Source organism: Alloacidobacterium dinghuense, from assembly GCF_014274465.1.
Lineage (GTDB): Bacteria > Acidobacteriota > Terriglobia > Terriglobales > Acidobacteriaceae > Alloacidobacterium > Alloacidobacterium dinghuense.
Window position 1 is genome coordinate 2,829,726 of record NZ_CP060394.1, and the last position, 24,411, is coordinate 2,854,136.

The 24,411-nt window shown below is 55.4% G+C and carries 21 protein-coding genes; 13 read left to right on the forward strand and 8 right to left on the reverse strand.

Annotated elements, in window-relative coordinates; genetic code table 11:
- From H7849_RS11475 to H7849_RS11485, 3 genes are read left to right on the forward strand one after another with little or no spacing between them, the layout of a single operon-like run.
- Entirely contained in the window at positions 1-747 is a 747-nt protein-coding gene (locus H7849_RS11475) for a response regulator transcription factor (RefSeq protein ID WP_186746638.1), read from the forward strand.
- Between the two features lie 38 nt (positions 748-785).
- The gene (locus tag H7849_RS11480; RefSeq protein WP_186746640.1) at positions 786-3,107 is read left to right on the forward strand and encodes an LptF/LptG family permease; all 2,322 of its coding nucleotides are present in this window, start codon (positions 786-788) and stop codon (positions 3,105-3,107) included.
- 52 nt (positions 3,108-3,159) lie between these two features.
- Positions 3,160-4,926 carry an ABC transporter ATP-binding protein gene (locus H7849_RS11485; RefSeq protein WP_186746642.1) on the forward strand — a complete coding sequence of 589 codons (1,767 nt, stop codon included), beginning with the start codon at positions 3,160-3,162 and terminating at the stop codon, positions 4,924-4,926.
- Here the strand turns inward: H7849_RS11485 and H7849_RS11490 are convergent.
- Together H7849_RS11490 and fliD are read right to left on the reverse strand one after the other, a co-directional pair.
- Positions 4,923-5,384, reverse strand: coding sequence for a flagellar export chaperone FliS (locus tag H7849_RS11490; RefSeq protein WP_251106756.1), 462 nt, complete (start codon positions 5,382-5,384; stop codon positions 4,923-4,925). The two genes, H7849_RS11485 and H7849_RS11490, sit on opposite strands and share 4 nt — an antisense overlap.
- Positions 5,385-5,387: 3 nt before the next feature.
- Positions 5,388-7,061, reverse strand: a complete 1,674-nt coding sequence (fliD, locus tag H7849_RS11495) for a flagellar filament capping protein FliD (RefSeq protein WP_186746644.1) — start codon at positions 7,059-7,061, stop codon at positions 5,388-5,390.
- 266 nt (positions 7,062-7,327) lie between these two features.
- Between fliD and H7849_RS11500 the strand changes: the two genes are divergently transcribed.
- Entirely contained in the window at positions 7,328-7,882 is a 555-nt protein-coding gene (locus H7849_RS11500) for a hypothetical protein (protein WP_186746646.1), read from the forward strand.
- 525 nt (positions 7,883-8,407) lie between these two features.
- Here the strand turns inward: H7849_RS11500 and H7849_RS11505 are convergent.
- Both H7849_RS11505 and H7849_RS11510 read right to left on the reverse strand, forming a co-directional pair.
- On the reverse strand, positions 8,408-9,628 hold the full coding sequence (locus tag H7849_RS11505; protein ID WP_251106371.1) for an IS481 family transposase: 1,221 nt from the start codon (positions 9,626-9,628) through the stop codon (positions 8,408-8,410).
- A 131-nt stretch (positions 9,629-9,759) separates the two neighbouring features.
- On the reverse strand, positions 9,760-10,680 hold the full coding sequence (locus tag H7849_RS11510; RefSeq protein WP_186746648.1) for a flagellin N-terminal helical domain-containing protein: 921 nt from the start codon (positions 10,678-10,680) through the stop codon (positions 9,760-9,762).
- Positions 10,681-10,973: 293 nt separating this feature from the next.
- Here H7849_RS11510 and H7849_RS11515 point away from each other — a divergent pair, with 293 nt between their 5' ends.
- From H7849_RS11515 to H7849_RS11525, 3 genes are read left to right on the forward strand one after another with little or no spacing between them, the layout of a single operon-like run.
- Positions 10,974-11,324: a flagellar FlbD family protein gene (locus H7849_RS11515; RefSeq protein WP_186746649.1), complete on the forward strand. Its 351-nt coding sequence runs from the start codon at positions 10,974-10,976 to the stop codon at positions 11,322-11,324.
- A 52-nt stretch (positions 11,325-11,376) separates the two neighbouring features.
- Positions 11,377-12,150 (forward strand): flagellar motor protein, encoded by a 774-nt coding sequence (locus H7849_RS11520; RefSeq protein ID WP_186746651.1) that lies wholly within the window; start codon positions 11,377-11,379, stop codon positions 12,148-12,150.
- Positions 12,147-13,028, forward strand: coding sequence for a flagellar motor protein MotB (locus H7849_RS11525; protein ID WP_186746653.1), 882 nt, complete (start codon positions 12,147-12,149; stop codon positions 13,026-13,028). The genes H7849_RS11520 and H7849_RS11525 overlap by 4 nt, the downstream gene beginning before the upstream one ends.
- On the opposite strand, the gene H7849_RS11530 is transcribed toward H7849_RS11525, so the two are convergent.
- Together H7849_RS11530 and H7849_RS11535 are read right to left on the reverse strand one after the other, a co-directional pair.
- The gene (locus H7849_RS11530) at positions 13,012-13,449 is read right to left on the reverse strand and encodes a secondary thiamine-phosphate synthase enzyme YjbQ (protein WP_251106757.1); all 438 of its coding nucleotides are present in this window, start codon (positions 13,447-13,449) and stop codon (positions 13,012-13,014) included. The two genes, H7849_RS11525 and H7849_RS11530, sit on opposite strands and share 17 nt — an antisense overlap.
- A gap of 108 nt (positions 13,450-13,557) precedes the next feature.
- Positions 13,558-15,015, reverse strand: coding sequence for an ATP-binding protein (locus H7849_RS11535; protein ID WP_186746655.1), 1,458 nt, complete (start codon positions 15,013-15,015; stop codon positions 13,558-13,560).
- A 28-nt stretch (positions 15,016-15,043) separates the two neighbouring features.
- On the opposite strand from H7849_RS11535, the gene H7849_RS11540 reads away from it, so the two are divergent.
- The 5 genes from H7849_RS11540 to kdpC all read left to right on the forward strand — a co-directional run bounded on the left by H7849_RS11540 (position 15,044) and on the right by kdpC (position 20,391).
- Positions 15,044-15,733 (forward strand): response regulator transcription factor, encoded by a 690-nt coding sequence (locus H7849_RS11540; protein ID WP_186746657.1) that lies wholly within the window; start codon positions 15,044-15,046, stop codon positions 15,731-15,733.
- A 212-nt stretch (positions 15,734-15,945) separates the two neighbouring features.
- The gene (locus H7849_RS11545; protein WP_186746658.1) at positions 15,946-16,035 is read left to right on the forward strand and encodes a potassium-transporting ATPase subunit F; all 90 of its coding nucleotides are present in this window, start codon (positions 15,946-15,948) and stop codon (positions 16,033-16,035) included.
- Between the two features lies 1 nt (position 16,036).
- Positions 16,037-17,767, forward strand: a complete 1,731-nt coding sequence (gene kdpA / locus H7849_RS11550; protein WP_186746660.1) for a potassium-transporting ATPase subunit KdpA — start codon at positions 16,037-16,039, stop codon at positions 17,765-17,767.
- 15 nt (positions 17,768-17,782) lie between these two features.
- A complete protein-coding gene (gene kdpB, locus H7849_RS11555; RefSeq protein ID WP_186746662.1) occupies positions 17,783-19,816 on the forward strand; it encodes a potassium-transporting ATPase subunit KdpB in 2,034 nt (677 codons plus the stop codon).
- An 8-nt stretch (positions 19,817-19,824) separates the two neighbouring features.
- On the forward strand, positions 19,825-20,391 hold the full coding sequence (gene kdpC, locus H7849_RS11560; RefSeq protein WP_186746664.1) for a potassium-transporting ATPase subunit KdpC: 567 nt from the start codon (positions 19,825-19,827) through the stop codon (positions 20,389-20,391).
- Positions 20,392-20,410: 19 nt separating this feature from the next.
- Here the strand turns inward: kdpC and H7849_RS11565 are convergent, their stop codons facing one another.
- Together H7849_RS11565 and H7849_RS11570 are read right to left on the reverse strand one after the other, a co-directional pair.
- Entirely contained in the window at positions 20,411-21,622 is a 1,212-nt protein-coding gene (locus H7849_RS11565; RefSeq protein ID WP_186746666.1) for an aminotransferase class V-fold PLP-dependent enzyme, read from the reverse strand.
- Positions 21,619-22,479, reverse strand: coding sequence for a tryptophan 2,3-dioxygenase (locus tag H7849_RS11570; protein WP_186746668.1), 861 nt, complete (start codon positions 22,477-22,479; stop codon positions 21,619-21,621). Before H7849_RS11570 ends, H7849_RS11565 begins: the two co-directional genes overlap by 4 nt.
- Positions 22,480-22,782: 303 nt before the next feature.
- On the opposite strand from H7849_RS11570, the gene H7849_RS11575 reads away from it, so the two are divergent.
- A complete protein-coding gene (locus H7849_RS11575; RefSeq protein WP_186746670.1) occupies positions 22,783-24,399 on the forward strand; it encodes a SpoIIE family protein phosphatase in 1,617 nt (538 codons plus the stop codon).
- Positions 24,400-24,411: the final 12 nt, after the last annotated feature.

A 24,411-nucleotide genomic window follows, 5' to 3' on the forward strand; every position in this document is an offset into this window, starting at 1 on the left:
ATGCCGCAAAAGACTGCTCGCATCCTTGTTGTAGAAGATGAGACACACCTGGCTCAGGGTCTGCTCTTTAATCTTCAGGCTGAGGGATTTGAGGTGCAGATTGCCGCTGATGGCGAGGCTGCCCTGACTGCGCTCACAGAAAATGGCAGTAGGTTTGACGCTGTTCTACTCGATGTAATGTTGCCAGGCAAGGACGGGTTCGCCGTCGCACGTGAACTGCGAGAGAAACAGAACTTTGTTCCTGTTCTGATGCTCACAGCGCGTGGGCGCCCCGAAGATGTCTTGAAGGGCTTCGCTGCGGGCGCAGACGACTATCTTCCTAAGCCGTTCGACCTCTCCATCCTGATTGCAAGGCTGAATGGATTGTTGCGACGGATGGCGTGGCACGCGCCGTCCTCGCCAGTTGAGCAAGTACCTGTTGAACCAGCACCTGAGGAATTGCCCAGATTCGAATTTGCCGGCCGGTGCATCGACTTCGAGACACTCGAATTGACGGCTCCTGAGAAGCATATTCATCTGACACTGATGGAAGCGGACTTTCTACGCTATCTCGTCCGCAACCAGGGCCGCATCATTTCCCGTAAGGAATTACTGGAACAGGTATGGCGGGTTCGAGAAGACACGGACACACGCGCTATTGACAACTTTGTAGTTCGACTCCGCCGTTACATTGAAGATGAACCAGCCAACCCGGTCTATCTAAAGACAGTTCGCGGTGTTGGTTATCGCTTTCTACCGGAAGGCTAATTCGCGCTAACGCCTGTAGACTGATAACGGACGACATCGTGCGCATTCTGACCCGCTATATTTTGAGAGAAGTGCTCTCGCATGGATTGCTTGGAGGAGTGCTCTTCACATTTGTTCTGTTCATGAAAGAGCTCGGCCCTCTGCTCGAGCTGGCCGTGCGCAACAGCACATCCACCAGCACAGTGACTGAGATTTTTCTGCTGATGCTGCCTAATATGTGTACCGTCACAATTCCCATGGCGGTCCTCGTCGGTACGCTGCTTGGCTTAAGCCGTCTGGCAGCAGACAGCGAGATTACGGCAATGCGCGCTTCCGGCGTTGGTGTTTGGAGGTTTGTTGGGATCGTTGGTGTTGTAGCCGCCGTCGCATGGGGAATCGGGCTTGTAAACACTCTGTACTTAGCTCCCAAGGCCTCTGCACAGATGCTGAAGCTTGAAGACGAGCTAAAAAATACTCAGGCTACCTATGAGATTCAACCTCGTGTTTTCTACGAAGATTTAAAGAATGTTGTCCTCTACGTGGAGGATGTGCGCGCCGGAACTGGAGCAGCCAGATGGCGTCAGGTTTTTCTGGCCGATTTGACAGATCCCGTCTCACCGAAAGTCACAACTGCCGAAGAAGCAACTGTAGCAAGCACGGACAATCAGACGTTGGTCATGCGCCTGCGAAACGGCATGCAACATCAGACAGCGTCGGATCAACCCGATCAGTACAACGTGTCGACCTTTGCGCAGACGGACCTGCCACTCGAAGCCACATCTGCTCCTGAACCGCATCTGGGGCATAGCGACGCTCCGGTTCTTGCCATGTCGAACCATGAACTCATCGAGCGCACGCAACAGCAGGGGGGACGGTGGTATCAAATTGAATTGCAGCGCCGCTATGCATATCCTTCTGCCTGTCTCGTGCTCATTTTGGTAGGTGTTCCGCTAGGCATTTCTTCCAAGCGCGGCGGCAAAGGTGCGGGATTCGTACTCACCATTGTGCTGGTGTTTGTTTATTACTTTCTGTCAAGCACGGGAGTAGCTTTGGCTCGGCAGAACAAGCTGCCAGTTTTCGCCGGCGTGTGGATGGCGAATCTCCTTTTCGGAATCTCCGGCATCTTTTTTCTCCGACAGATGTCCACCGGCGGAGCGGCCCTTGCCGCAGTCACATCCGTTGGCTCATGGTTCAGATGGAAAAAGAGTTCCCCTTCAGCCGGGACTGTCGCTCCATCTGAACGTACGGTATCCAAACGGCATGTGCGTGGAAGTTTTCCGCTGATTCTGGATGAATATGTAATTCGCCAGTTTCTCTCTGTTCTGGCCCTCGTACTCACAGCGTTCGTTATGCTGATGCTGGTTTTCACCTTCTTTGAATTGCTGGGCGACATCATCCGCAATCAGACCCCGTTCATTATTGTGGGTGAGTATCTCTTCAATCTCATGCCGAGCATGATTTACATCACTACGCCACTGAGCGTGCTGATAGCCGTCCTCGTGGTCTTTGGTGGGTTGAATCGAACGAACGAACTTACCGCGATGAAAGCTACAGGCGTCAGCCTCTATCGAATCATCGTGCCGATCCTGGTTATTGCTTCTGTTCTATCTCTCTCACTCTTCCTCTTCGATGAAGTGTATCTGCCGGCCGCCAATCGCAAACAGGAGGCGCTGCATAACGTAATTAAGGGCAGGCCTGCGCAGACATATCTACGCCCGGATCGTAAGTGGATGTTCGGGCTGCAGCAACCAGGCAAACCCGGACGGATTTTTTATTACGAGTTTTTTGATTCAGACAACGACCGCTTCGCCAATATCACTGTATTTGAATTTGACCCGACGACATTCTCACTTTCGCGTCGCATCTTCGCTGCCGGCGCGCATTGGGACCCGCAGATTCATCGCTGGATATTCGAGCACGGGTGGGAACGTAGCTTTCAGGGTGATTCAGTCACGGACTTTAAGACCTTCGAGGTAGACACTTTTCCTGAAATTATCGAGTTGCCACAGTACTTTAAAAAGGAAACACGGCCATCGCAGGAGATGAGCTTCAATGAGTTGCAGCAATATATCCGTGACTTGCGACAAAGCGGACTAGACACCATGCGGCTGCGTGTGCAACTGAATCGCAAGCTGGCTTATCCGCTGATCACCCTTGTCATGTCAGTATTGGCTATTCCGTTTGCTCTATCCATGGGCAAGCGCGGCTCGCTGGCCGGTATCGGAATTGCGATCGGCATGGCCATTGCGTATATGTTTGTCGACGGAATGTTCGAAGCAATGGGAAATGTGAACATGCTCCCAGCGTTTCTGGCAGCCTGGTCACCCGACGTTTTGTTTGGACTGGCTGGAAGTTACCTGCTGCTCCGCACACCCACTTGATGCGACTTTTTCTAACCAGTTGAATCACATAAGCCGGAACAATAAAGGACAGATGTTCAAAGACCTGCAGCCTCTTCTTCCCTATATGCGACGCTATCGGCGCAGCTACTTCTGGGGAGGAGTTTCCGTTGTCCTCAGCAATTTAATCTGGATATTTTTCCCACAGGTCATCCGGGTCGCCATCGACGACCTGAACATCGGCGTGACTGAGCGAAAAATCTGGCTCTACGCCAGCCTGCTGGTCGCGGTTTCCCTTACCAAAGGGGTTTTTCTATTCCTAACGCGCTGGATCATTATTGGTATCTCCCGCGAGATCGAGTTCGACCTGCGCAACGACCTCTTTCTGCAGCTTGAAAGGCAGTCCGCCGCCTACTATCAGGAGCATCGCACTGGCGACATCATGGCCCGCATGACGAATGATCTGAATGCCGTTCGCATGCTGCTCGGACCGGCCATTATGTACAGCGCCAATACTGTGCTCTTCTCTGTCGGCGCCTTATTCTTCCTGCTGAAAATCAGCCCCTTTCTCACTTTGGTGGCTCTCGTCCCTCTTCCTTTGGCAAGCATCCTGGTTCAGGCCATGGGACGGAAGATTCATGAGCGTTTTGAACGAATTCAAGCGATGTTTTCCGATATTTCTGCCCAGGCACAGGAAAATTTCTCGGGTGCACGACTGGTGCGTGCCTTCGCCCAGGAAGAGGCGCAGATCGCCGCCTTCGAGAAGTCAAACCGCGAGTACATTCGACGCGGCTTGCGCCTGGTCCAGTTGATGGGAATGCTTTGGCCAACGCTGGAGTTTGTTCTTGGCCTCGCAATGGCCATCTCTCTCCTCGTCGGCGGACATGAGGTGCTTTCGCACCGTATCAGTGTAGGTGACTTTGTCGCTTTCAATACCTACATGCTGATGCTCACCTGGCCGGTAATTGCGCTGGGATGGGTCGTCAACCTCTTTCAGCGAGGAACAGCATCCGTGGTGCGCATCGATGAATTGTTGAAGGCAAAACCATCCATCGACGACCGGGATGCTGACCCGGCAGTACCAGCTGACTTAACCCTTCGGGGGGAGATTGAGTTTCGCAACCTGACGTTCTCCTACAACCAGGATGATCGCCACACTGCTGATGTGTTGCACAACGTTTCGTTGACGATTCCATCCGGCAGCAGCCTTGCCCTGGTAGGACCAACCGGTTCGGGCAAATCGACTTTAGTCAATCTCATTGCGCGGGTCTATGATGCTGTCCCCGGCAGCATTTTGATGGATGGGCGACCCATTCGCGAATACCCACTTGACGTGCTACGGGCGAATATTGGATTCGTTCCCCAGGAAACATTTCTTTTCAGTGAAACAATTCGAGGAAACATCGCTTTCGGTGTGCCTCACGCAACGCGTGAAGAAGTGTGGCGTGCTGCAGAGGCCGCACATATTCGCAAAGAGTTTGAAGAGTTTCCCAGCGGCTTTGAAACGATGGTGGGAGAGCGTGGCTTGACTCTCTCCGGCGGCCAGAAACAACGCTCAGCACTGGCACGGGCTATTCTGCGCAATCCACGCATTTTGATTCTGGACGACTCGCTGGCCAGCGTCGATACCTACACTGAGGAGCAGATTCTTGAGGAGTTGCGCTCCATCATGCGCGGTCGCACGACGATTCTCATTTCGCATCGCATCTCTACAGTGCGTCACGCCGATCAGATCGCAGTGCTGATAGCAGGCCGCATCGCAGAGTTGGGTACCCACGATGAGTTATTGGCTCGCAATGGCCATTATGCGAGCCTGTTCCAAAAGCAGTTGCTCGAAGAAGAGCTGTCCGTCACCAGCTAAGCAGTCCAGCGTGAAGCCGGCGCTTCACCAGATTCGGATTGCGCAGAAACCACTGCGGGAATCCGAGTCGATTCCGGTCGCGCAAACTGCTTGCGCACCTCTGGGTCCTGGGCCACTTGCTGCCACGCCTCACGCACATTGAGAATGCACTCAATGGCTTTGCGAAAGCGATCAGGAGAGGACAATCTGGAGCCCTCAAGACAGAGAGCAAAGATTGCCGCGTAGAACTCGGACAGGGTCTTGGCAGGCCCTCCAACGTCCATCCTTAAACGTGATTGCAGATGCGTCAGAATATCGAGGACGCGCTTGATGGCAACGCGCCGCTCCTGGATATCCCCGGCCTCCGTGGCGACAATGGCGCGATTCAGGAAGCGGACCATGCCATCGTAAAGGGCAACGATCAGCTCGACACCGTTCTTTCCGGCAACGGATTGCTGCTGGTAATTCAGATTTTGCATGCTTTATCCGTTCTGCTTTTGGTTATAGCCGGTAATGGCGCTGTACATTTCGTCGATCTGCTGAAGTTCCTGGGGGATCTCGGTCAGGATGAAATTCGCCTGGTTCAGTTCAGTAGTCAACTGAGTTTTCTGTGCGCTGATGGTTGTCTCTTCATTACTGATATTCGTGTTCAGCTGTGATTCCACGGTCGAGTTTTCCTGCAGGGCCAGCTTGATGGCGCCGTTGCTGGCACTGGTGCCAAGGTTATCCAGTATCGTGGAGAAATTCCCGCCGAAGGAAGTAAAGCCGCCGCTCGGCTGGAAGAAATTCACAACATCCTGATAGTTGCTGTTCAGGACGCTGCTCAATGTATCGGTATTGAGGACGAGCGTGCCGTCGTTGTTGACCGATACGCCAAGCTGCGTAATGGATGTGATGCCATTCGACTGTGCGGAGCCAAAGGTTACCGCCGTCGAGGTGGTGGAGTCGGTCAGACCAGTGCTGTTGACGTTGATGGCTCCCGCCGCTCCGCCATTCGCATTCGTCAGGCTCAGGGTCGCGCCGCTACCGGCGGTTATGACGGTCGCGGTTACGCCGATATTGGCGCTGTTGATCGCGGCGGCAAGACCTGCGAGCGTCTGCTTGCCGGTAGGCACAGCAATCGATTGCGCGGTGCCGCTTCCGACGCTGATAGAAATGTTTCCTGTCAGCGTATCGGATGTCCCGATCGAAGAGCTTGAAGCAGCAGTATTCGCCGGCTGGAGAAACGTCAGCGCGGTCTGCAGCGATTGCTGGATGGTAGCGATCGTGGGGTTGCCGAAGAGTGGTTCCGGATTCCCGCTTGAATCGTTGCCTTCCTGCGTGTTCAGGTCTCCGAGGACTTTGTTGTAGTCGGTCACGAACGTATTCAGCGCTGACTCCACGTCCGAATTGTTGTTGGTGATCTCGACCTGAACGCTCTCACCCGTGTTCGCGCTCAGGAGTTGGAAGGTGACACCTTGAATTGCGTTCGTGACTGTGTTGGACGCGCTGCTGACAGAGGCCCCGTCGACAATCAACTGCGCGTCCGCTCCCGGTTGCGTTTGCGAAAAACCAACAGACGAAGAGGTGTTGCTGTCTGTGAGGCTGCTGGTGACAGAAATTGTGCCGCTCGCACCGCTGGTCTGGCTCACCAGAGAGAGGCGCGAACCCGATGCATCGGTAATGACGTTGGCGGTGACACCGTAGCTTCCCGAGTTGATGGCGCTGGCCAGCGAGGAGAGCGTATTGTTGGTCGAATCAATATTGATGGTCTTGGCATTGAGCGTCAGGCTGCCGCTGAGCGTATCGCTGGCGCCGATGGTGCTGCCAACGTAGGACGATGTGGTGGCCAGCGACTGCACGATGATGGTGTGGCTCCCGGCAACGGCCGAGGTTGCAGCCGAAGACAGCTGCAGAACGCTCGTGTCAGAGCTGGAACCCTGCTTTTCTGAAAGCACACCCTGAAAGTCGGTGAGCGACTGCATGGCGGTCGAAAGCGAACTGAGGTCTGTGCCAATGCTGGTCAGAGCGGTGTTCTGCGCTTGCAGCGCCGTGAGCTGGTTTTTCCACGGCGTCTCCACCGCCTGCATGTTCGTCACAATCTGATTGACCGTCGAGGTTACGTCAAATCCCGCGCCGCTTGTTGGCGATCCGAATGAAAGTCCAACCGTTCCCATATCTGTGTTATCGTCGCTTTCCGCACGGACTTCAGCATGCCATCTTCCATCACTCTTCTTTGCAATTGAGCGGCCTCTCTGGCTAGCGCATCGTTAGCGGAATCGCATGCTTTCTGGTTGGCATCCCCCGGTGTATTTTCAGCTAAATTCTTCTTTCTGCGGGGATTAGGGATGCATCGGATCGATTTATGGCGCGCCCTTTCCCGCCCGATTTGCGCGGACGTTTTAGACCCATTCCGTTTTCTCGAATGGCACGAGGAGACAGGATGGGGCACCCGTTCTTCGGTTACGGCATGGATTTTGTCGAGCCGGAAGATGGCTGTGTGTTGGGCAGATTGCTCGGCTTCCGCGGCTTCGGCTTGCTCTTCGGCTTCCTTTCGGGCGCGCAGGGCTTCGGCTTCGCGCAGCAGGATTTGGCCGAGGCTGGGTGGGCGTTTTCTTTCCGCAGCCTCTTCCGGGTCGGGGCTCTGTTGGGCCGGGCCGATGAGGGTGCCGTCTTCATGTTCATGGGTTTCGCGGACTGTCTGTGCGGGCGCTGCGTCTTTGGCGGCCTGGGCTGCGCGGTGGCGGTGGTTCTGCGAGGCTACCTGCAGGCCGTAGATGAGGATCCGGGCGCGGCGGGAGTCGATGCGATTGGCGGCCAGCGCGAGGACAACATCGGAGAGGGCGAGTTGGATGGCGTCGGCGTCTTCGAGTTGCGGCAGGTTGTGGGCCGTGTCCTGCGGCGCGATGTAGGGTTCGTATGCTTGGTCTTTCGGCGCCGGGCGCTTGCGACGATTGCTGTGGAAATAGCAGAAGTTCTGTTCATTGAGCGCGGGTGACTGGCACTTCTTTCCGCTGGTGAAGATGTGACGGCACTCGTTGTACATGATGGATCCCCCGGTATGTTTTTCGTAAATTCGTCTTTTTATTGGCTGTTACGGATTACAAAATGTGCGCGCTGCGCGCGGTCTTTCCAGACCCACCCTACCTTCTCGAACCGCACGAGAAGATAGGATGGGGCACCCGATTACTGATCCTGCTGGCGGAATCGGCTTCCATCCGCATCGCTTAGATTCTTCCTCCCGTTGGTCGTCAGAATGACCGGTCGGGTGAAAAATCGAGCATTAAAACACGAAAGCCCGCCATTGCTGGCGGGCTTTTTTCCTCTATATCTATTCTAGCAATTTAGGTGGAAATACTATGCCAAATTGCAGCTACCATTTTCTCTTTGGATTGTTGGAGTTAGAAGATTTCTTTCGCTTCAGGGGCTTGACAAGGAAATCCCCACTCAAGCCAACAGATGGTGTAAAGTTCCACGAGATACTTTACAGTTTGTCTCCAGAGATTGTTTACAGTTTTGGATTTCAGAAGGGGTCTTCTATCCAGCGATCGACGATCGTCGATCGCTGGATAGAGAAGTCCAGTTCCCGGATCAGCGTGGTGCAGTAGTAGACCAGCACACGCTGCTCCACAGCCACGATCTGCACCCATTGCCGGTTCAGAGCGCGACTGAGATGCCACTGTTGCCCGCCTACCTGGAGTTTGCCGTCGGCGTCTACCTTGCGCAAGACCGCTCCCTCCGGATACTCCCAGCCGGCCGGGTGGGGCTGATATTTCCGCCGACTCGGCTGCCATACCTTCGCCGGGGTTTTCATCCCCAGGGCTTCATGCGGCCGAAGATGGTTATATTCCCAGCGATAGTCATCCAGCCACTGCTGCGTGCGCTGCTCCCACAGGCGCCTCCTCTGGATGGAACGCAGCAGCGTGCCGTGGAAACGCTCCACTTTGCCTTGTGTCTGCGGGTGCCGCACCCCGCTCCAGTACAGCCGGATCCCTTGCTGCATCAGCCAGACGGAGATCTTCGTCAGCCCCAGCGGGGATCGCGGCCCCCACCATGGAATGCCATGATCCATCAGCATCGCCTCCGGCACCCCGCAGCGCAGAAATGCCTCTTCCAACTGCTCGCGCACCGGCTCTGCCTGCGTGCTGCCCAGCGCCCGTAACCCGATCAGGTAGCGGCTATGATCATCGAGAATCGATAACGGACCCACTTCCTGATTCCATCCGCTCGGTCCCTTGAAGTCCATCTGCCACAGCTCATTGGGATGGCTGCGCTCAAACCGCTGACAGCATCGGCTGCTCTGCAACCGATCGCGCACCAGATCGTGGCGGCGCAAGATGCGGTGGATCGTACTGGGCGGAAGTTGCTGGCCCGATCGCTCGAGCAGCACGCTCAACTTACGCGCTCCCCAATCCGGATACCGCCGCCGCAACGCCATCACCTGCTCTTCCAGCGACTCCCTGATCCGGGTCGGACTCGCATGCGGCTTCCGGCTCTGTTCTGCGATGCCTTCAAGACCTCCGCTACGATACCGTTTCCACCACAAATACCCGGTCGGACGGGATACCCCGAACTCTTCACAGAGCCGGCTGAAAGGCTTCTCCCCGCGTGTCGCCGCGACTACAAACTCCACCCGCTGCTGCCGTACATCCATCGTCTTCCAGCCCATCTCGCCTTTACACTCCGCCGCTCGCTGCGCTCGCCGCGGAGTGTAAAGGATGTCCGGAGACATTTTGTAAAGCATGTCATGAAACTGAACACCAACAGATGGCTTGAATGGGCCACCCGCCGAGAGGGTTTAGCCCTCCCCCTGAATATCCTCTAAAGGAAACAGGGAGCCTGTTATGGCTCCCTGCGTCACGCACTGCCGTCGGACTACTGAAGCAGCTTGGTGACCAACTGCTCGGTGCTGTTGGCCTGGGCCAGAGCGCTGATGCCCGTCTGGCTCAGAATTTCGTACTTCGAGAGGTTCGAGGTGGCCGAAGCGTAATCGGTCGCCTGGATGGAGTTCTGTGCCGAAACCACGTTCTCCTGCTCGGTGCTTTCGACGTTGCTGACTGCGTTCAGCGTGTTGATCTGAGCGCCGGTGTAACCGCGTTCCGCCGCCACATCCTGCACAGACTTGTAAACATCGTTCAGTGCAGTTTGAGCATTGGCCGCGGAAGTCAGATTATCCGCGCCCAGGTTGACGCTGTTGGCCGCAACCGGTGCGTAGGTAAGGGTTGACGTTGCTGCGCCAGCGCCAGAGGTATAGGTAAGGCCGGCGGAACCGGTGCTGTCACCGACTGTCGCGCTGGAAAGAGCGGCCAGGGTAATCGTGTCAGCAAAGCCACCGCCCTTTGTTCCGTCTCCGGTAAAGATCTGGAAGCCGGCGGCGCTGCCGAAGACCTGCTGCCCGTTGTAGGTGGTTGTGCTGCCGATGTTGCTGATTTCATCCAGAATCGACTGAAATTCAGAGTTGGCGGCGCTGTCCTGCGCTGCGTTCAGAGTGCCGTTCGACGCTTCAGTTGCCAGCGTAACTGCGCGGTTCAACAGGTTCGTTACCTGCGAAAGCGCGCCGTCTGCGACTTGCAAAAGGCCGACGCCTTCAGCGGCGTTGGTGGAGGACTGCGTGAGGGCGGCGGAGTTGGCGCCGAGGCCGTTCGCGAGCGAAAGGCCGGCTGCATCGTCCGCGCCCGAGTTGATGCGCGAACCGGACGAAAGCTGCGTCAGCGTGTTCTGCAGTCCGGCCTGCGTCTGGTTCAGATTGTTCTCCGCGTAGATCGCGGAGATGTTATTCAGGACACCCAATGACATATTCGTGTGCTCCTCTTTGCGTTGATTTAGGTTGCCCGCTTCGGGTGCCTGACCGGTCAAGGAACGCAATGTTCATCGCCGGGTCACCGTTTCCACAGGAACCACGTTACCCACAGCCTTCATCGGCGCGCGCCCTATGCACTTTATGGAGTGCGTACTTCAACTCCGCGCTTTGGCATACTACGTGCGTCCGGCCAGAAGCTATTGCCTGAACATGACTATCGAAGTTGGCCCATCAATCTTTCAGCCCCGATGCCGATAAATCACTCAACGACGCAGGAGGTTGAGGGCCAATGATTGAACTTACCCGGCTCAATGGACAGGCAATGATCGTGAATTGCGATCTGATTAAGTATGTGGAGTCGTCGCCGGACACCATGCTCACCCTGATCCACGGCGAAAAGATTGTCGTGTCGGAGCCAAGCGAAGAAGTGGTGCGGCGCATCTCGGCGTATCGCGCGATGCTTCTGATTCAGGTACTCGCTCAGATCTCTTCGGGCAGTGTGAGTGACCTGGCAAATATCGCAGCGAGCGGCGCAAGCCTGCGCGCCCTGGCAGCGGAACAGGCCATCCATTCCGGAGAGTTGCCCGACGGATCAGAAGACACTGCGCAGCAACGCCGGCGCAGAAACGAATTGTTGTAACTCAGCATTTCCGATTGACCTTTGGAACGACTCTATTGGGAAGAAAGCCGATATGGATAAGAGCAGCTTTGGTGGAGTGGCACTTGCGTTTGCCGGCATAATTGCAGGGCTTCTAATCGAGGGTGGCCGTGTAGGCCAGATTCTTCAGCCTACAGCAGCCATGATTGTTCTTGGCGGAACGCTCGGCGCGGTTATGTTGCAGTTCCCGCTGACGACTATCGGCGCTGCTTTCAAGCGCCTAGCCAGCGTTTTCTTCACGAGAAAGGTCGATAACGACGCCACTGTGAAGCTGCTTCTGAGTTTCGCCAACAAGGCGCGGCGCAGCGGCATCGTTTCTCTCGATCAGGACCTGCCCACGATCTCGGATACATTTCTAAAGCAGGCGCTTACGCTTGCCGTGGATGGCACCGAACCTGCCGAGCTGCGCAAGATCATGGAGTTGCAGATCGACAACCATGCAGCGAGAGAAGAGGCCATACCCTCCGTTTTCGAGTCCGCGGGCGGATTCGCGCCAACCATCGGCATTATTGGCGCAGTGATGGGGCTGATCCAGGTCATGCAGCATCTTGACCACATTGATGAGGTGGGTCGCGGAATTGCCGTTGCTTTCGTCGCCACGATTTATGGCGTCGGTTCGGCAAACATCCTCTTTCTGCCTTCAGCGGGCAAGCTGCGCCTGCGGCTGCATGAAGACCAACGCATCAAGGAGATGACGCTCGAAGGAGTCATCTCGATCATTGAAGGCATGAATCCGCGCATGATCGAGGTGAAACTGCAAAGCTTTCTTGCTCAAAATAAGAAAACGACGGAAGGACAACAGCCATGAGACGGCGCAAGGATAAGCATCATGCAAACCACGAGCGCTGGCTCGTCTCCTATGCCGACTTTATCACCCTGCTTTTTGCCTTTTTCGTCGTGATGTACGCAACATCCAAGGCCGACCAGAGAAAACAGGCCGAAGCTGCTGCCGCAATCAACTCGGCTTTCCAATCATTGGGGCTTTTTCAGTCCGCCACTCCGACAAAGCAACTCCAGGGTGCAACGGATGCCGGGTCAGCGCCCGCCGCAACGCAGGATGAAACTGTAACGCCAATGAACGTTGTCATGGGCGATCAGATGCTCGCTTCTCCTCAGGTGCAGGAGGACTTTGAACGCATTAAGCGACATCTCGAAGGGCTTCTTTCGAACCAGATTGCCCGGCACGTCGTTGCTCTGCGCATTGGCCGCGAAGGATTGATCATCTCCTTGCGCGAGGCCGGCTTTTTTGACAGCGGCTCCGCGGTACCGCATCCATCGTCGCTTGCAACGCTTGGTCAGATTGCTGAGGCCCTGCGAACCACCCCTTACGATATTCGCATAGAGGGGCATACGGATAACGTGCCTATCCACACCGACTTGTTTGATTCCAACTGGGAGCTCTCGACGGCTCGAGCGACGCACCTGGCACGCATCTTTATCGTAGGCCATCAATTTGCGCCAGCACGGCTATCCGCGTCTGGCTATGCGGAATACCACCCAACGGCATCCAATGAAACGGCCGATGGGCGGGCACAGAACAGGCGAGTCGACATTATCGTGCTGCCTCGTGTAACAACCCCAGCGTCACCTGCGGTCCATGTTCCAGCTGCGAAACCAGCGGCGATTGCCGCAGCGATTCCTGCCCCAACCGCAACCGCTGAGGCAACAGCTAGACCACTCCCATAAGTTTCACAATGACGCGCTTGCGTCTCTGCCCATCGAATTCGGCATAGAACACTTGCTGCCACGTGCCGAGATCGAGTTTGCCATTCGTTATCGGCAATGTCACTTCATGATGCAGCAGAAGCGCTTTCAAATGCGCATCCGCATTGTCTTCCCCGGTCTGATGATGACGATAGTCCGGCCGCGCAGGCGCCAGCTCTTCCAGCCACTCTTGAATATCGGCGATCAGACCGTCCTCCAAGTCGTTTACGTATATGGCAGCAGTGATGTGCATCGCTGAAACGAAGCAGAAGCCGTCACGAATTCCGCTTTTGTCGACTATCTCTTCAAGGCGCGGTGTTAGCAGCACCATCTCGCGCCGCTTCTTCGTGTTGAAAAAGAGGTACTCGGTGCAGGTTTTCACTGTCCCTGTCATGCTCGTCATGAGAATTTTCCCTGGTCTTTCAGCGAAGATATCATTGTCTTGAATATGTCTGCCGCCATAGACAAGGTCTTCAAGTCAGCGGAGGATAAGTACTGCTTTCCCATCATGCTAAGAAAGACCGGAGAGAGGCAGCCAAAAAGTGAACACCGCCCCACTGCCCCGTTCGCTCTTTACTTCAATGCCGCCACCATGCGCCGTAAGAATAGCCTTCGCGATGGCTAGCCCCATGCCACTTCCCTCTACGCGATCACGCTGATTGCTGCCGCGAAAAAACTTGTCGAAGATGAACGGCTGTTCCGATCGATCGATTCCCATTCCATGATCGGCGATGTGAACAAGCAAACGTTCATTCATTACTTCTGCTGAAATTTCAACCGAAGATTTTGCCGGCGAATACTTCAGCGCGTTCTCGATCAAATGCCGCAGCACGCGACGAACTAACTCATGATCCATAGGAACACGCGGGAGAGATTCTGGAACACTTACTTCAATCACACGCCCGCGGAGACGCGTCTGTTCTTCCAGCAGCACGATATCGATCAGTTCGCGGACATTCTCCAGCCGCGGACGAACGTGCAAACCAGCCGAATCCAGTTGAGCCATTTCCAGAGCTTCGCCGATCAATCGGTCCAGGCGCATACTCTCCTCATCTACCACGGCGTACATCTCATTTCGTTCAGCTTCTGGAAGAGTTGGATGACCAATCAACGTCGTTGCTGCTGCACGAATCGCCGTGAGGGGAGTTCGCAACTCGTGAGTTACAGAATCAAGAAGCGCGCTGCGCAGGCGCTCTCCTTCGCGCGTTGCCTCCATGTGGCTTGTGCGCTCCAGGGCTGCGGCGCGCTCCAGCGCAATAGCAACCAGCCCGCTGATCGCTTCATACATCTCGTGTGAATACGCGCCATCTACGATGGCCAGGGCTCCGGCTGATTGCATACCGAATACGAGGGGTAGAGCAAAGGCGCCTTCGACCTTGCGAACACGGGGCTCTGAGCTTTGAGCAACCTGCTTTAGATCAATTGCGGGAAGAAGCTCATTCCTGGGATCTGAGTAATAGGTGGCGTTCTGGCCGGTCACGTAGAGCGCGACAGCACGTAAGCCAAAAATCTTCGCAGCTATGGATGGGGTGGTCCGCGCGAGATCGCGCAAGTCCTCGAGCAGTAGAAGTTGCTGGCTGAATTCGTACAGCCGCTCCACTTCCCCCCGTCGTTGCTCCGAGAGCTCTCTTTGCTTGCGCTCCCTTTCTGAAAGCTGGCTGACCAGTACGCTGGTGCCAAGAAACACTGAAAGTGTCACCCAATTCTGCGGATCCGCGATGGTAAGTGTTCCTACCGGGGGTAGAAAGAAGAAGTTATAAAGTAAAGTGCACAAAATCGAAAGATAAACAGAATGGGCGAGCCGCCATCGCGTAGCCACAATCAGGACAAGTACCAAGAAGCTCAATGCTACTGTTGTGGCATTCACGTGAACCACGCGACGGAATATGACCACTAACACAAAGGCGAGCGCTGTTGATACCGCATAACTGAGTATCGTCGTTACCGCACGACTGTTGTACTTTTGCATCCCAAGCGCGATGATACTGTATCCAAGTATGGCCGAACGAGTTTTGGTAGTTGACGATGAAATGCAGATTACGCGCGTTCTGCGAGCCGCGCTTTCCGCTCAGGGTTACGATGTGCGCACAGCAAATGAGCCGGAAGAAGCCCTTCGACTAGTAGAGGACTGGATGCCGGACCTCATCATCACCGACCTGATGATGCCGGGTATGACCGGTGTCGAGTTAGCCCGAGTTGTGCGCGCAAAAAGTGATATTCCGATCCTCGTGCTCTCCGTCCGCGATCAGGAGCGCACGAAAATCGAAGCGCTGGATGCGGGCGCCGATGACTATGTGACGAAACCATTCAGTACGCAGGAGCTGCTGGCGCGTGTACGAGCGCACTTGCGGCGTGCTCCGGAGCGCAACACCGACGTCGCGATAGAGGTCGGCGATTTCGTCGTCGATACCGCAGCCCACAGCGTGACAGTAAGCGGACGTCCAATCCATCTCACTCCAAAGGAATTCGACCTGCTTCTTCACTTCGCGCGCAACGCGGGAAAAGTAATTACGCATCGCGCCCTGCTGACTGCCGTCTGGGGTGCACAGTCGGCTCAACAGCCGGAATACCTGCGCGTCTTTGTGGGTCAGCTGCGAAAGAAATTACAGGGCGAAACGGCGAAAGAATACATTCAGACCGAACCGTGGGTTGGCTATCGTTTCCTTCCTGAAGGCGCGCCAGAATAGACCCGTTTATGACTTCCTTATAAATCCCTTACGCCCGACTTAGTGTGTAACCCATTTACTAAGTAAAGCCTGCTTTTCGCGGGCTTTTGCCGTGTCTGTGTTCAAAAAGAGAGGGCGCTATGTGGGACCTTTTGATGCTGTTTCTTACCCTGATTTTCTTTGTGATTGCGTTGCTCTACGTGAGCGCATGTGAGCGCCTGAGGTAGCCATTCATGAGCATACTTACGCTAATCATCGTTGCTGTCACCGTCCTGATGATGGTCTATCTCGTGGTGACATTGCTTTATCCGGAGAAGTTCTGAAATGACAGCCAACGGTTGGCTCCAGTCCCTCATTTTTTTTGCCCTGCTGCTTGCGCTCATGCGTCCGCTGGGAATCTATATTGCGCGCGTGCTCGAAGGCGAGCGCACGTTTCTAAGCCCCGTTCTAAGGCCAATCGAAAGGCTCATTTACAAGCTCTCTGGGGTACGGCCGGAAGAAGAGATGAACTGGCGCGAATATTCCGTCGCGCTGCTTCTTTTCAGCTTCGTTTCCATGTTGCTGACTTACGTCATCGAACGGGCACAGCACTTCCTGCCATGGAACCCACAGCATCTCGCAGGTGTGGCGCCTGACTTAGCATGGAACACGGCTGCTTCCTTCACCACAAATACAAACTGGCAATCCTATACGCCAGAAACCACCATGAGCTATTTCACGCAAATGGTGGGTCTCGCCTATCACAACTTCTTGAGCGCGGCCGTTGGCATCGCCGTTGCGATAGCCCTGGTACGCGGCATTGCGCGCAGAGAATCGAAGACGATTGGTAATTTCTGGGCCGACGCAACGCGCTCAATTCTGTACATCCTGCTGCCAATTTGTCTGATTTATTCAGGCGCATTGATTGAGCAAGGCGTTGTGCAAAACCTGAAGAGCTATACCTCGGTTGCAACGCTGGAGCAACCAAGCCAAACACAAACCATCGCGCAGGGACCAGTCGCTTCCCAAGAAGCCATCAAAATGCTCGGCACAAATGGTGGCGGCTTCTTCAACGCGAACAGTGCTCACCCCTTTGAGAACCCGACGCCGCTCACGAATCTCCTTCAGATGTTTTCGATCTTCATCATCCCTGCCGCGCTCACGGTGACGCTCGGAAAGATGACAGGATCTTCAGGCCACGGATGGGCAGTCTTTGCCTGCATGTCCATCCTCTTCATTGCCGGATTTGTAACGGCCTACTGGGCTGAATCGCAACCTCATCCATTGCTGCATGGCGTAGATCAGCACGTTAGCACGCTGCAGTCTGGCGGAAACATGGAAGGCAAGGAAGTAAGATTCGGCATTTCACAGTCTGCTCTGTTTGCAACAGTCACAACGGATGCCAGTTGTGGTGCGGTCAATTCGGTGCATGACTCCTTCACGCCTCTAGGTGGCATGGTTCCGATGGCCAATATCATGCTCGGGGAAATCGTCTTCGGCGGAGTCGGCGCAGGGCTCTACGGCATGCTGATTTACGTCGTGCTGTCCGTATTTATTGCTGGGCTAATGGTAGGGCGCACGCCGGAATATATGGGGAAAAAGATCGAATCTTACGACGTAAAGATGGCGATGCTCTATGTGCTCATCTTTCCGCTCATCATTCTGACACTCACCGCAATCTCCGTGCTTTCACCCCAAATGGGACTGACCAGCCTGACGAACAACGGGCCTCATGGCTTAAGCGAGATTCTTTATGCCTTTACCTCCAGCGCAGGTAACAACGGTTCTGCATTCGCTGGATTAAGTGCCAACACGCACTGGTACAACATGAGCCTCGGGTTCACCATGCTCATCGGCCGATTCCTGATGATGGTTCCAATGATCGCCATAGCCGGGAACCTGGCACAAAAGAAGAGTGTGCCTCCGTCACCGGGAACGTTCCCCGTAAACACAGGCCTGTTCACTGTTCTGTTGACTGGTGTGGTCCTTATCGTTGGCGCGCTCACATTTTTCCCGGCTCTGAGCCTGGGACCCATCCTTGAGCACCTGCTGCTGCACGCAGGACAACTCTTCTAGGCAGCGGAGAAAGCAATGGCAGAAAAACAGAGTCTCTGGAATCCAACTATTTTGCGCCAGGCGATTGTTGGCGCGTTTACCAAACTCCATCCACGCGCCATGGTCAAGAATCCGGTCATGTTCGTCGTGGAGGTTGGGAGTGTCCTTACTACGGCGCTCCTGATTCAAGATCTCATCCGGCACCAGCCTGGGTTTGCATTCGATCTGCAGATCACCCTGTGGCTGTGGTTCACTGTCCTATTCGCCAATTTCGCAGAGGCCATGGCAGAGGGCCGGGGCAAAGCGCAAGCTGACACGCTGCGTAAGGCCAAAGGCGAAACCATGGCCTATCGGTACAGGAAAGACGGTAGTACCGAAGCCGTTTCCAGCTCTCAGCTTCGCGTCGACGACATCATTAAAGTTGAAGCTGGACAGTTCATCGCCGGCGACGGCGAAGTCATCGAAGGTGTGGCATCCGTCGACGAGTCGGCCATCACTGGTGAATCGGCTCCAGTCATCCGCGAAGCCGGTGGTGACCGTTCCGCGGTCACAGGCGGAACGCGAGTACTCTCCGACTGGATCAAGATTCGCATCACGTCGAATCCAGGTGAGACGTTTCTAGACCGCATGATCGCGCTTGTCGAAGGCGCTGAACGACAGAAGACACCGAACGAGATTGCCTTAAGCATTCTGCTCTCAGGCCTGACGATCGTCTTTCTTCTGGCCGTCGCTACATTGCAGCCGTTTGCGATTTACTCGCACGCGCCGCAGACGATTTTTGTGTTGGTCTCGCTGCTCGTATGCCTCATCCCAACCACGATCGGCGGACTGCTCTCGGCAATTGGAATCGCCGGTATGGACAGGTTGGTGCAATACAACGTCCTGGCCATGTCAGGGCGCGCCGTCGAAGCTGCAGGCGATGTAAATACGCTGCTGCTCGACAAGACTGGAACCATTACCCTCGGCAACCGTCAGGCAACTGAGTTTCTCCCAGCTCCAGGCATCAGCACAGAGCGCCTCGCCGATGCAGCCCAGCTCGCATCGCTTTCCGATGAAACACCGGAAGGCCGTTCCATCGTTGTTCTCGCGAAGGAAAAATACAACCTGCGCGGACGCGATCTGACGGGCATGCAAGCTGAGTTCGTTCCATTCAGCGCTCAGACTCGCATGTCAGGCGTGAACCTCCCAGGAACCATAATTCGTAAAGGCTCCGCCGACGCAATCGCGCGTCACCTGGAACAGGAAGGCTCAAGCCTCCCACGAAAAGTCACCGATAAGGTTGAGGAGATCGCCCGGCTGGGCGGAACGCCACTGGTCGTTTCAGATAACAGCACCGCGCTCGGGGTCGTGTATCTGAAGGACATTGTGAAGGGCGGTCTCAAGGACCGGCTTGCTCGTCTCCGCGCCATGGGCATTCGCACCATCATGATCACCGGCGACAATCCTCTGACCGCAGCAGTGATTGCGCGGGAGGCAGGCGTAGACGACTTCCTTGCCGAAGCGAAGCCGAAAGACAAAATGGATTTGATCAAGCGCGAGCAGGGCAAAGGAAAGCTCGTTGCCATGACCGGAGACGGCACCAACGATGCTCCCGCTCTCGCTCAGGCCGACGTAGGCGTGGCCATGAATTCCGGCACGCAGGCTGCAAAGGAAGCCGGAAACATGGTCGACCTCGATTCCAACCCGACGAAACTGATCGAAATTGTCGAGATCGGCAAGCAGTTGCTCATGACCCGGGGAGCGCTTACGACCTTCTCTATTGCCAACGACGTAGCAAAGTATTTCGCAATCATCCCGGCCATGTTCGCAGGTGTTTTTCCAGTGCTGAACGCGCTCAACGTCATGCATTTGAAGACTCCGCACTCAGCGATTTTGTCGGCTGTCATCTTCAACGCCATCATTATCATTGCGCTCGTCCCACTTGCTCTGCGCGGAGTGAAATATGAGCCGAAGTCCGCACAGGCGCTGCTTCGCCGCAACCTCATCATCTACGGCATCGGTGGCATCATCGTTCCGTTCGTTGGTATCAAGCTCATCGACATTGTTTTAAATGGGCTGCACCTGATCTAAGGAAAACCATGCAAAAAGCACTCATCATTTCGATTCGCTTCACACTTGTAACCACGCTATTGCTGGGAATCGCCTATCCTCTGGCTGTCACTGCTTTTGGACACCTGGTCTTTCGAGACAGGGCTGATGGGCAGCTCATCACCAGGAATGGTCAGGTTATTGGCTCCAGAATCATCGGACAAAGCTTCTCCAGCGACAAGTATTTCCATAGCCGTCCGTCGGCTGCGGGCAACGGTTACGATGCGACCTCATCTGGCGGCTCGAATCTCGCGGCGTCCAATCAGAAGCTTGTCTCTCGCATCCAGGGCGATGTCGCAAAGTATCAGCAGGATGGGAACAGCCAACCGGTGCCAATTGATCTGGTAACTGTTTCAGGCTCGGGGCTGGATCCGGATATTTCACCGGCTGCGGCACTCTTTCAGGTAAAGCGCGTCGCACAAGCGCGCAATCTGACGGAGGACGAGGTTCATAGCCTTGTCGAGTCTCACATCCAGCCGCGTCAGTTCGGCGTGCTCGGAGAACCACGCGTCAACGTGCTTGAGTTGAATCTGGCACTGGATCAACTACAGAGGTGATCGCGAAGAGGGCTGGTTCTTAAGATCTGGCCCGCTCTAACACTTCAGCCAACATCGCCGCAGCCCCTCGCAGTTCTTGATCCCGCGTCAGGCAATCCGGGCACAGGCGCAGCCACGGTCCCCGCGCATCTGTAATCACACCTTGCTCCGCCAGCTTCGCAGAAATGCCAGCAGCGTCATCGAGTTGCACAGCGAGAAATGCTCCGTGATCGCTATCTGCGCCAATCGCGTCAATGCCAGCGTCGCGCAGATAACCCTTCAAACGCGAGAGTTGCTCCAAGCCATAAGCTCGCATCCGCTCCACGCCGAGAGCGAGCGCTAACATCTGACCGCTACGTGCTTGATAGTAGGTCAAAACCGGCGGCGTCGACTCAAGAAATGCATCGCCTCCGGCGCGCAGCAGCGGAGGATCATGCCGCTCATAGCCAAAGATATCTTCCCGGGCGAACCATCCTGTATCCAGCACACGTAGTCCCGTCGCCAGCGCCTCGGGAGAAATGTAGAGAAAACACGCGCCGGGACCACCGCGCAGATACTTGTAGCTGCCCCCAATTGCGAAATCAGCGTGCATGGCCGCCACGTCGACTGGAATCACGCCGACCGCATGATACGCATCCACAAGCAATCTGGCTCCGACTGCATGACATGCATCCGCCAGAACCGGGAGGTCGTGAACAATCTGGCCGTCCATAAACATGACCTGCGAAATCACAACCAGATCGACCCCGAAACGTAATTTTTGAACCATGTCTGCGACGGTAAAGCGGCCCTCACCATCCGGTTCCAGCCATTCCATCTCGATGCGGCCCAGAGCCGCATATTGCTTGAGGATCAAATCGAGGGAGTCGAACTCACCGCGCGTACTCAGAACACGAGGCCGACCGTGCAAAACGTTCAAGATGGCACGCAAGCCCTGCCCCGCGGAAGTCTTCGGTACAACGCAATCAACGCGCGGCGCACCGATCAGCTTCGCGATCCTTCCGCGAAATGCATCCTGTTCGGCGAGCCACTCATCCCAGGCGTCGCCCAGTTTCGTCTCCCACAAAGTAATGCCTTCGCGAACATCTTCCGCCATCTTGTCCAGCGGTCTTCCAAGAGAATGATTCGCCAGGTAGACGCGATCGTTCGCAAGCACGCGAGAAAAAAGCGGCGCAATATGGCGCTGCACTGTTTCTTCACTCAGCGGACCCGACGGAAGTTTGGCCACCGCTTCCTGAATTGGACAACTCATCGCTGCTTCAGGCCCGTGCGCACGGCGAAGAGTTCAGGAAAGAAGGTCAGATTCAGCGCCTGCTTCAGAAAACCGACACCTGAAGAACCACCCGTCCCCGGACGGAAGCCAATGATGCGCTCAACCGTCTTCATATGGCGAAACCGCCAGAGCTGGAAATATTCCTCTACGTCAACAAGTTTTTCGCACATCTCATAAGCATCCCAGTGTTCTCGATGCCGCTCGTAGATCTGCCGCAGCACGTCGACCAGTTCTTCATTCTTTTCATAAGGCTCTGACCAGTCGCGCGAAACACAGGCGTCGGGAATCGCAAGGCCGCGACGTTTCAGATGCATCAGAAACTCATCATAGAGACTCGGCGCCTCCAGCGTTTTCAGCAAATCTTCATGAATCTGCGGAAAGTCGGCAAAGACCTTCAACGCATCCCGATTCTTATTGCCGAGCAAAAACTCCAGCTTCCGGTATTGGAACGACTGGAAGCCCGAAGCATGCCCCAGCACGCTGCGAAACTCCATATATTCTGAGGGCGTCAGCGTCTCCAGTACTGCCCACTGGTCAAAGAGCTGCATTTGGATCAACTTGGCCCTAGAAAGAATCTTGAAACAAGGATCCAGATGATCGTGCTTGACATGCCAGATCGCTGCCGTCAGCTCGTGAATCAGCTGCTTGATCCAAAGCTCCGAAACCTGATGCTGAATGATGAACAGCATTTCGTCATGATGTTCGGGATTGGAAAGCGGACGCTGCTGCGCAAGCAGGGCGTCCAGGCACAGATACCCCGAATAGCTCATCCGGTCATGGAAGTCGGTGTAGATGCCCGATTCGAGCGGTCTCAGATTTTTCTCAGTTGCTGTCATCAATAGAAATTATAGGAGTCTGTATGCGGCCAAAAGAAAGCCTGGCAGCACTGCGTCCGCCAGGCCAGGGAGGCATACACCATTGAGAAAACGCACCAGTCTGCACGTACAGCGCAAGATTTGTCAATATTTCTGATACAAATTCTTTCGTCAAGACACTTTGAGCGCCTGTCCAGCCCTTCCCGGCTTCTGGCGCGAGCAGCCGAGCGCATCTTTGTATAATCGGCCCGTAGCAGCTTGCGAAGAATTGCCCCCACGCTGACCTTCTATCCTCGACTGCAGATTTTTTCAGGGACATCAGACATGAATCACGTTCCACCGACTCATTACGAAGTGCTCGACAGCTCTCATCGGACCACCGGGATCCTCGACCACTCGCCATTTACTGTCGGACGGCTGCCCGATCGAGATCTGATCCTCGAAGACGTTCACGTTTCGCGCAGGCATGCGGAAATTAGTTACGAGGACGGCGCTTTCCACGTCACCGACACGGAAAGCCGCCACGGTACTTTCGTCAACGGCGTTCGTGTTCAGCGCCAGCGCCTCTCTCCTGAGGACACAGTCCATTTTGGCTCCTTGGAAGGTCCGAAATTGCGTTTCGGCATTGCCGACGCCAGCTCGACCTCAACCATTCGGGAACTGCTTGTGCAGCTTCCCGCCGCGGTATCGAGCCAGACCACCGGTTTGGAGAAGCTTCGTTGGTTTCTGGAGGCGGCACGGCGATTGAACGCCGTTGGGGCTGTAGATCAAATTCTCAGTTGCCTGGTCGAAACTACACTCGATCTCACGAAGGTTGAGCGCGGATACTTCTTCCTTTGCGATGAAAATGGCAAGCCACGATTCGCCGCCGGACGAAACAACAAAGGCGAATCGCTCACCGATGACTCGACGCTCTCAAGAAGCGCCATCCAGCAAGCCATCTCGTCAGCCAGCGAATTTATCGTCACCGATACCCTCAAAGCCGAAGCCGTTCTGCGTTCGGAAAGCATGATCATGCAGAACATTCGCTCGATCATCTGCATACCTCTGCGCAGCCGGCGCAAACAGGCGCCGCTTGAACGCGCAAATGGCAAAAATGATCTTCTCGGTGTTCTCTACCTGGACAGTCGTTTGCATGCCGGCAATCTGACGCAGGTCGACAGCGAAATGTTGCGCAGTATCGCCTCGGAGGCCGCCGCCTTGATCGACAACGCCCAGCTCGTCATCGCTGAGGAACAAGCACGCCGGTACCGGGAAGAACTCGACATCGCCGCAAAGATTCAGCAGGGCCTAATGGCAGTGCAGATTCCGGATCTCCCTCATGCGAAAGTGTCGGCCCGCTCTGTGCCTTGCAAAGAAATCGGAGGCGACTTCTATGACGTTATCGTCGAAGGCGATCACATTTACCTTGTGATCGTCGATGTCTCCGGGAAAGGCATTCCCGCGGCTCTCCTGGCGTCAACGCTTCAAGGGTTGATCTATTCGCAGTTGAAGGCGGGTCACTCACTTGAGATGGTGGCCACGCTCGTCAATCAGTACATCTGCGCTAAGAATGTTGGCAGATATGCGACGCTTTGCATTCTCAAACTCAGCAAGACCGGCCAACTTGACTACATCAATTGCGGTCATCCACGGCCGATCATTTGTACCGGACAGCATGTGCAGCCTCTTCAAGCATCGAATCTGCCCGTCGGATTGATTGACGATGCAAGTTTCAGCGCGGGCACATCCGCGCTTGTGCCCGGCACGCGCGTCTTCCTGGTAACCGACGGAGTCACCGAAGCCGAAAATGCAGAGGGCGCATTTTTCGGAGATACGCGCCTGCAGCATGCGGTCGGGTCAAGCTGCAATCTGGATGGCGTCGCGCTGGCCCTTCAGTCCTTCTGCGAAGCCACGCCGGCCACCGACGACTGCACGATGCTGGAGTTGCTCTTTCTCTGAGTGATATGTTGT

Coding starts and splice junctions, on each gene's coding strand:
- H7849_RS11570 (WP_186746668.1), bottom strand. CDS start 22,479: ATGACAGCAACTGAGAAAAATCTGAGACCGCTCGAATCGGGCATCTAC.
- kdpA (WP_186746660.1), top strand. CDS start 16,037: ATGACAGCCAACGGTTGGCTCCAGTCCCTCATTTTTTTTGCCCTGCTG.
- H7849_RS11475 (WP_186746638.1), top strand. CDS start 1: ATGCCGCAAAAGACTGCTCGCATCCTTGTTGTAGAAGATGAGACACAC.
- fliD (WP_186746644.1), bottom strand. CDS start 7,061: ATGGGAACGGTTGGACTTTCATTCGGATCGCCAACAAGCGGCGCGGGA.
- H7849_RS11485 (WP_186746642.1), top strand. CDS start 3,160: ATGTTCAAAGACCTGCAGCCTCTTCTTCCCTATATGCGACGCTATCGG.
- H7849_RS11535 (WP_186746655.1), bottom strand. CDS start 15,015: ATGCAAAAGTACAACAGTCGTGCGGTAACGACGATACTCAGTTATGCG.
- H7849_RS11500 (WP_186746646.1), top strand. CDS start 7,328: ATGGGGCACCCGTTCTTCGGTTACGGCATGGATTTTGTCGAGCCGGAA.
- H7849_RS11525 (WP_186746653.1), top strand. CDS start 12,147: ATGAGACGGCGCAAGGATAAGCATCATGCAAACCACGAGCGCTGGCTC.
- H7849_RS11565 (WP_186746666.1), bottom strand. CDS start 21,622: ATGAGTTGTCCAATTCAGGAAGCGGTGGCCAAACTTCCGTCGGGTCCG.
- H7849_RS11505 (WP_251106371.1), bottom strand. CDS start 9,628: ATGCTTTACAAAATGTCTCCGGACATCCTTTACACTCCGCGGCGAGCG.
- kdpC (WP_186746664.1), top strand. CDS start 19,825: ATGCAAAAAGCACTCATCATTTCGATTCGCTTCACACTTGTAACCACG.
- H7849_RS11490 (WP_251106756.1), bottom strand. CDS start 5,384: ATGCAAAATCTGAATTACCAGCAGCAATCCGTTGCCGGAAAGAACGGT.
- H7849_RS11515 (WP_186746649.1), top strand. CDS start 10,974: ATGATTGAACTTACCCGGCTCAATGGACAGGCAATGATCGTGAATTGC.
- H7849_RS11520 (WP_186746651.1), top strand. CDS start 11,377: ATGGATAAGAGCAGCTTTGGTGGAGTGGCACTTGCGTTTGCCGGCATA.
- H7849_RS11545 (WP_186746658.1), top strand. CDS start 15,946: ATGAGCATACTTACGCTAATCATCGTTGCTGTCACCGTCCTGATGATG.
- kdpB (WP_186746662.1), top strand. CDS start 17,783: ATGGCAGAAAAACAGAGTCTCTGGAATCCAACTATTTTGCGCCAGGCG.
- H7849_RS11540 (WP_186746657.1), top strand. CDS start 15,044: ATGGCCGAACGAGTTTTGGTAGTTGACGATGAAATGCAGATTACGCGC.
- H7849_RS11575 (WP_186746670.1), top strand. CDS start 22,783: ATGAATCACGTTCCACCGACTCATTACGAAGTGCTCGACAGCTCTCAT.
- H7849_RS11510 (WP_186746648.1), bottom strand. CDS start 10,680: ATGTCATTGGGTGTCCTGAATAACATCTCCGCGATCTACGCGGAGAAC.
- H7849_RS11530 (WP_251106757.1), bottom strand. CDS start 13,449: ATGACGAGCATGACAGGGACAGTGAAAACCTGCACCGAGTACCTCTTT.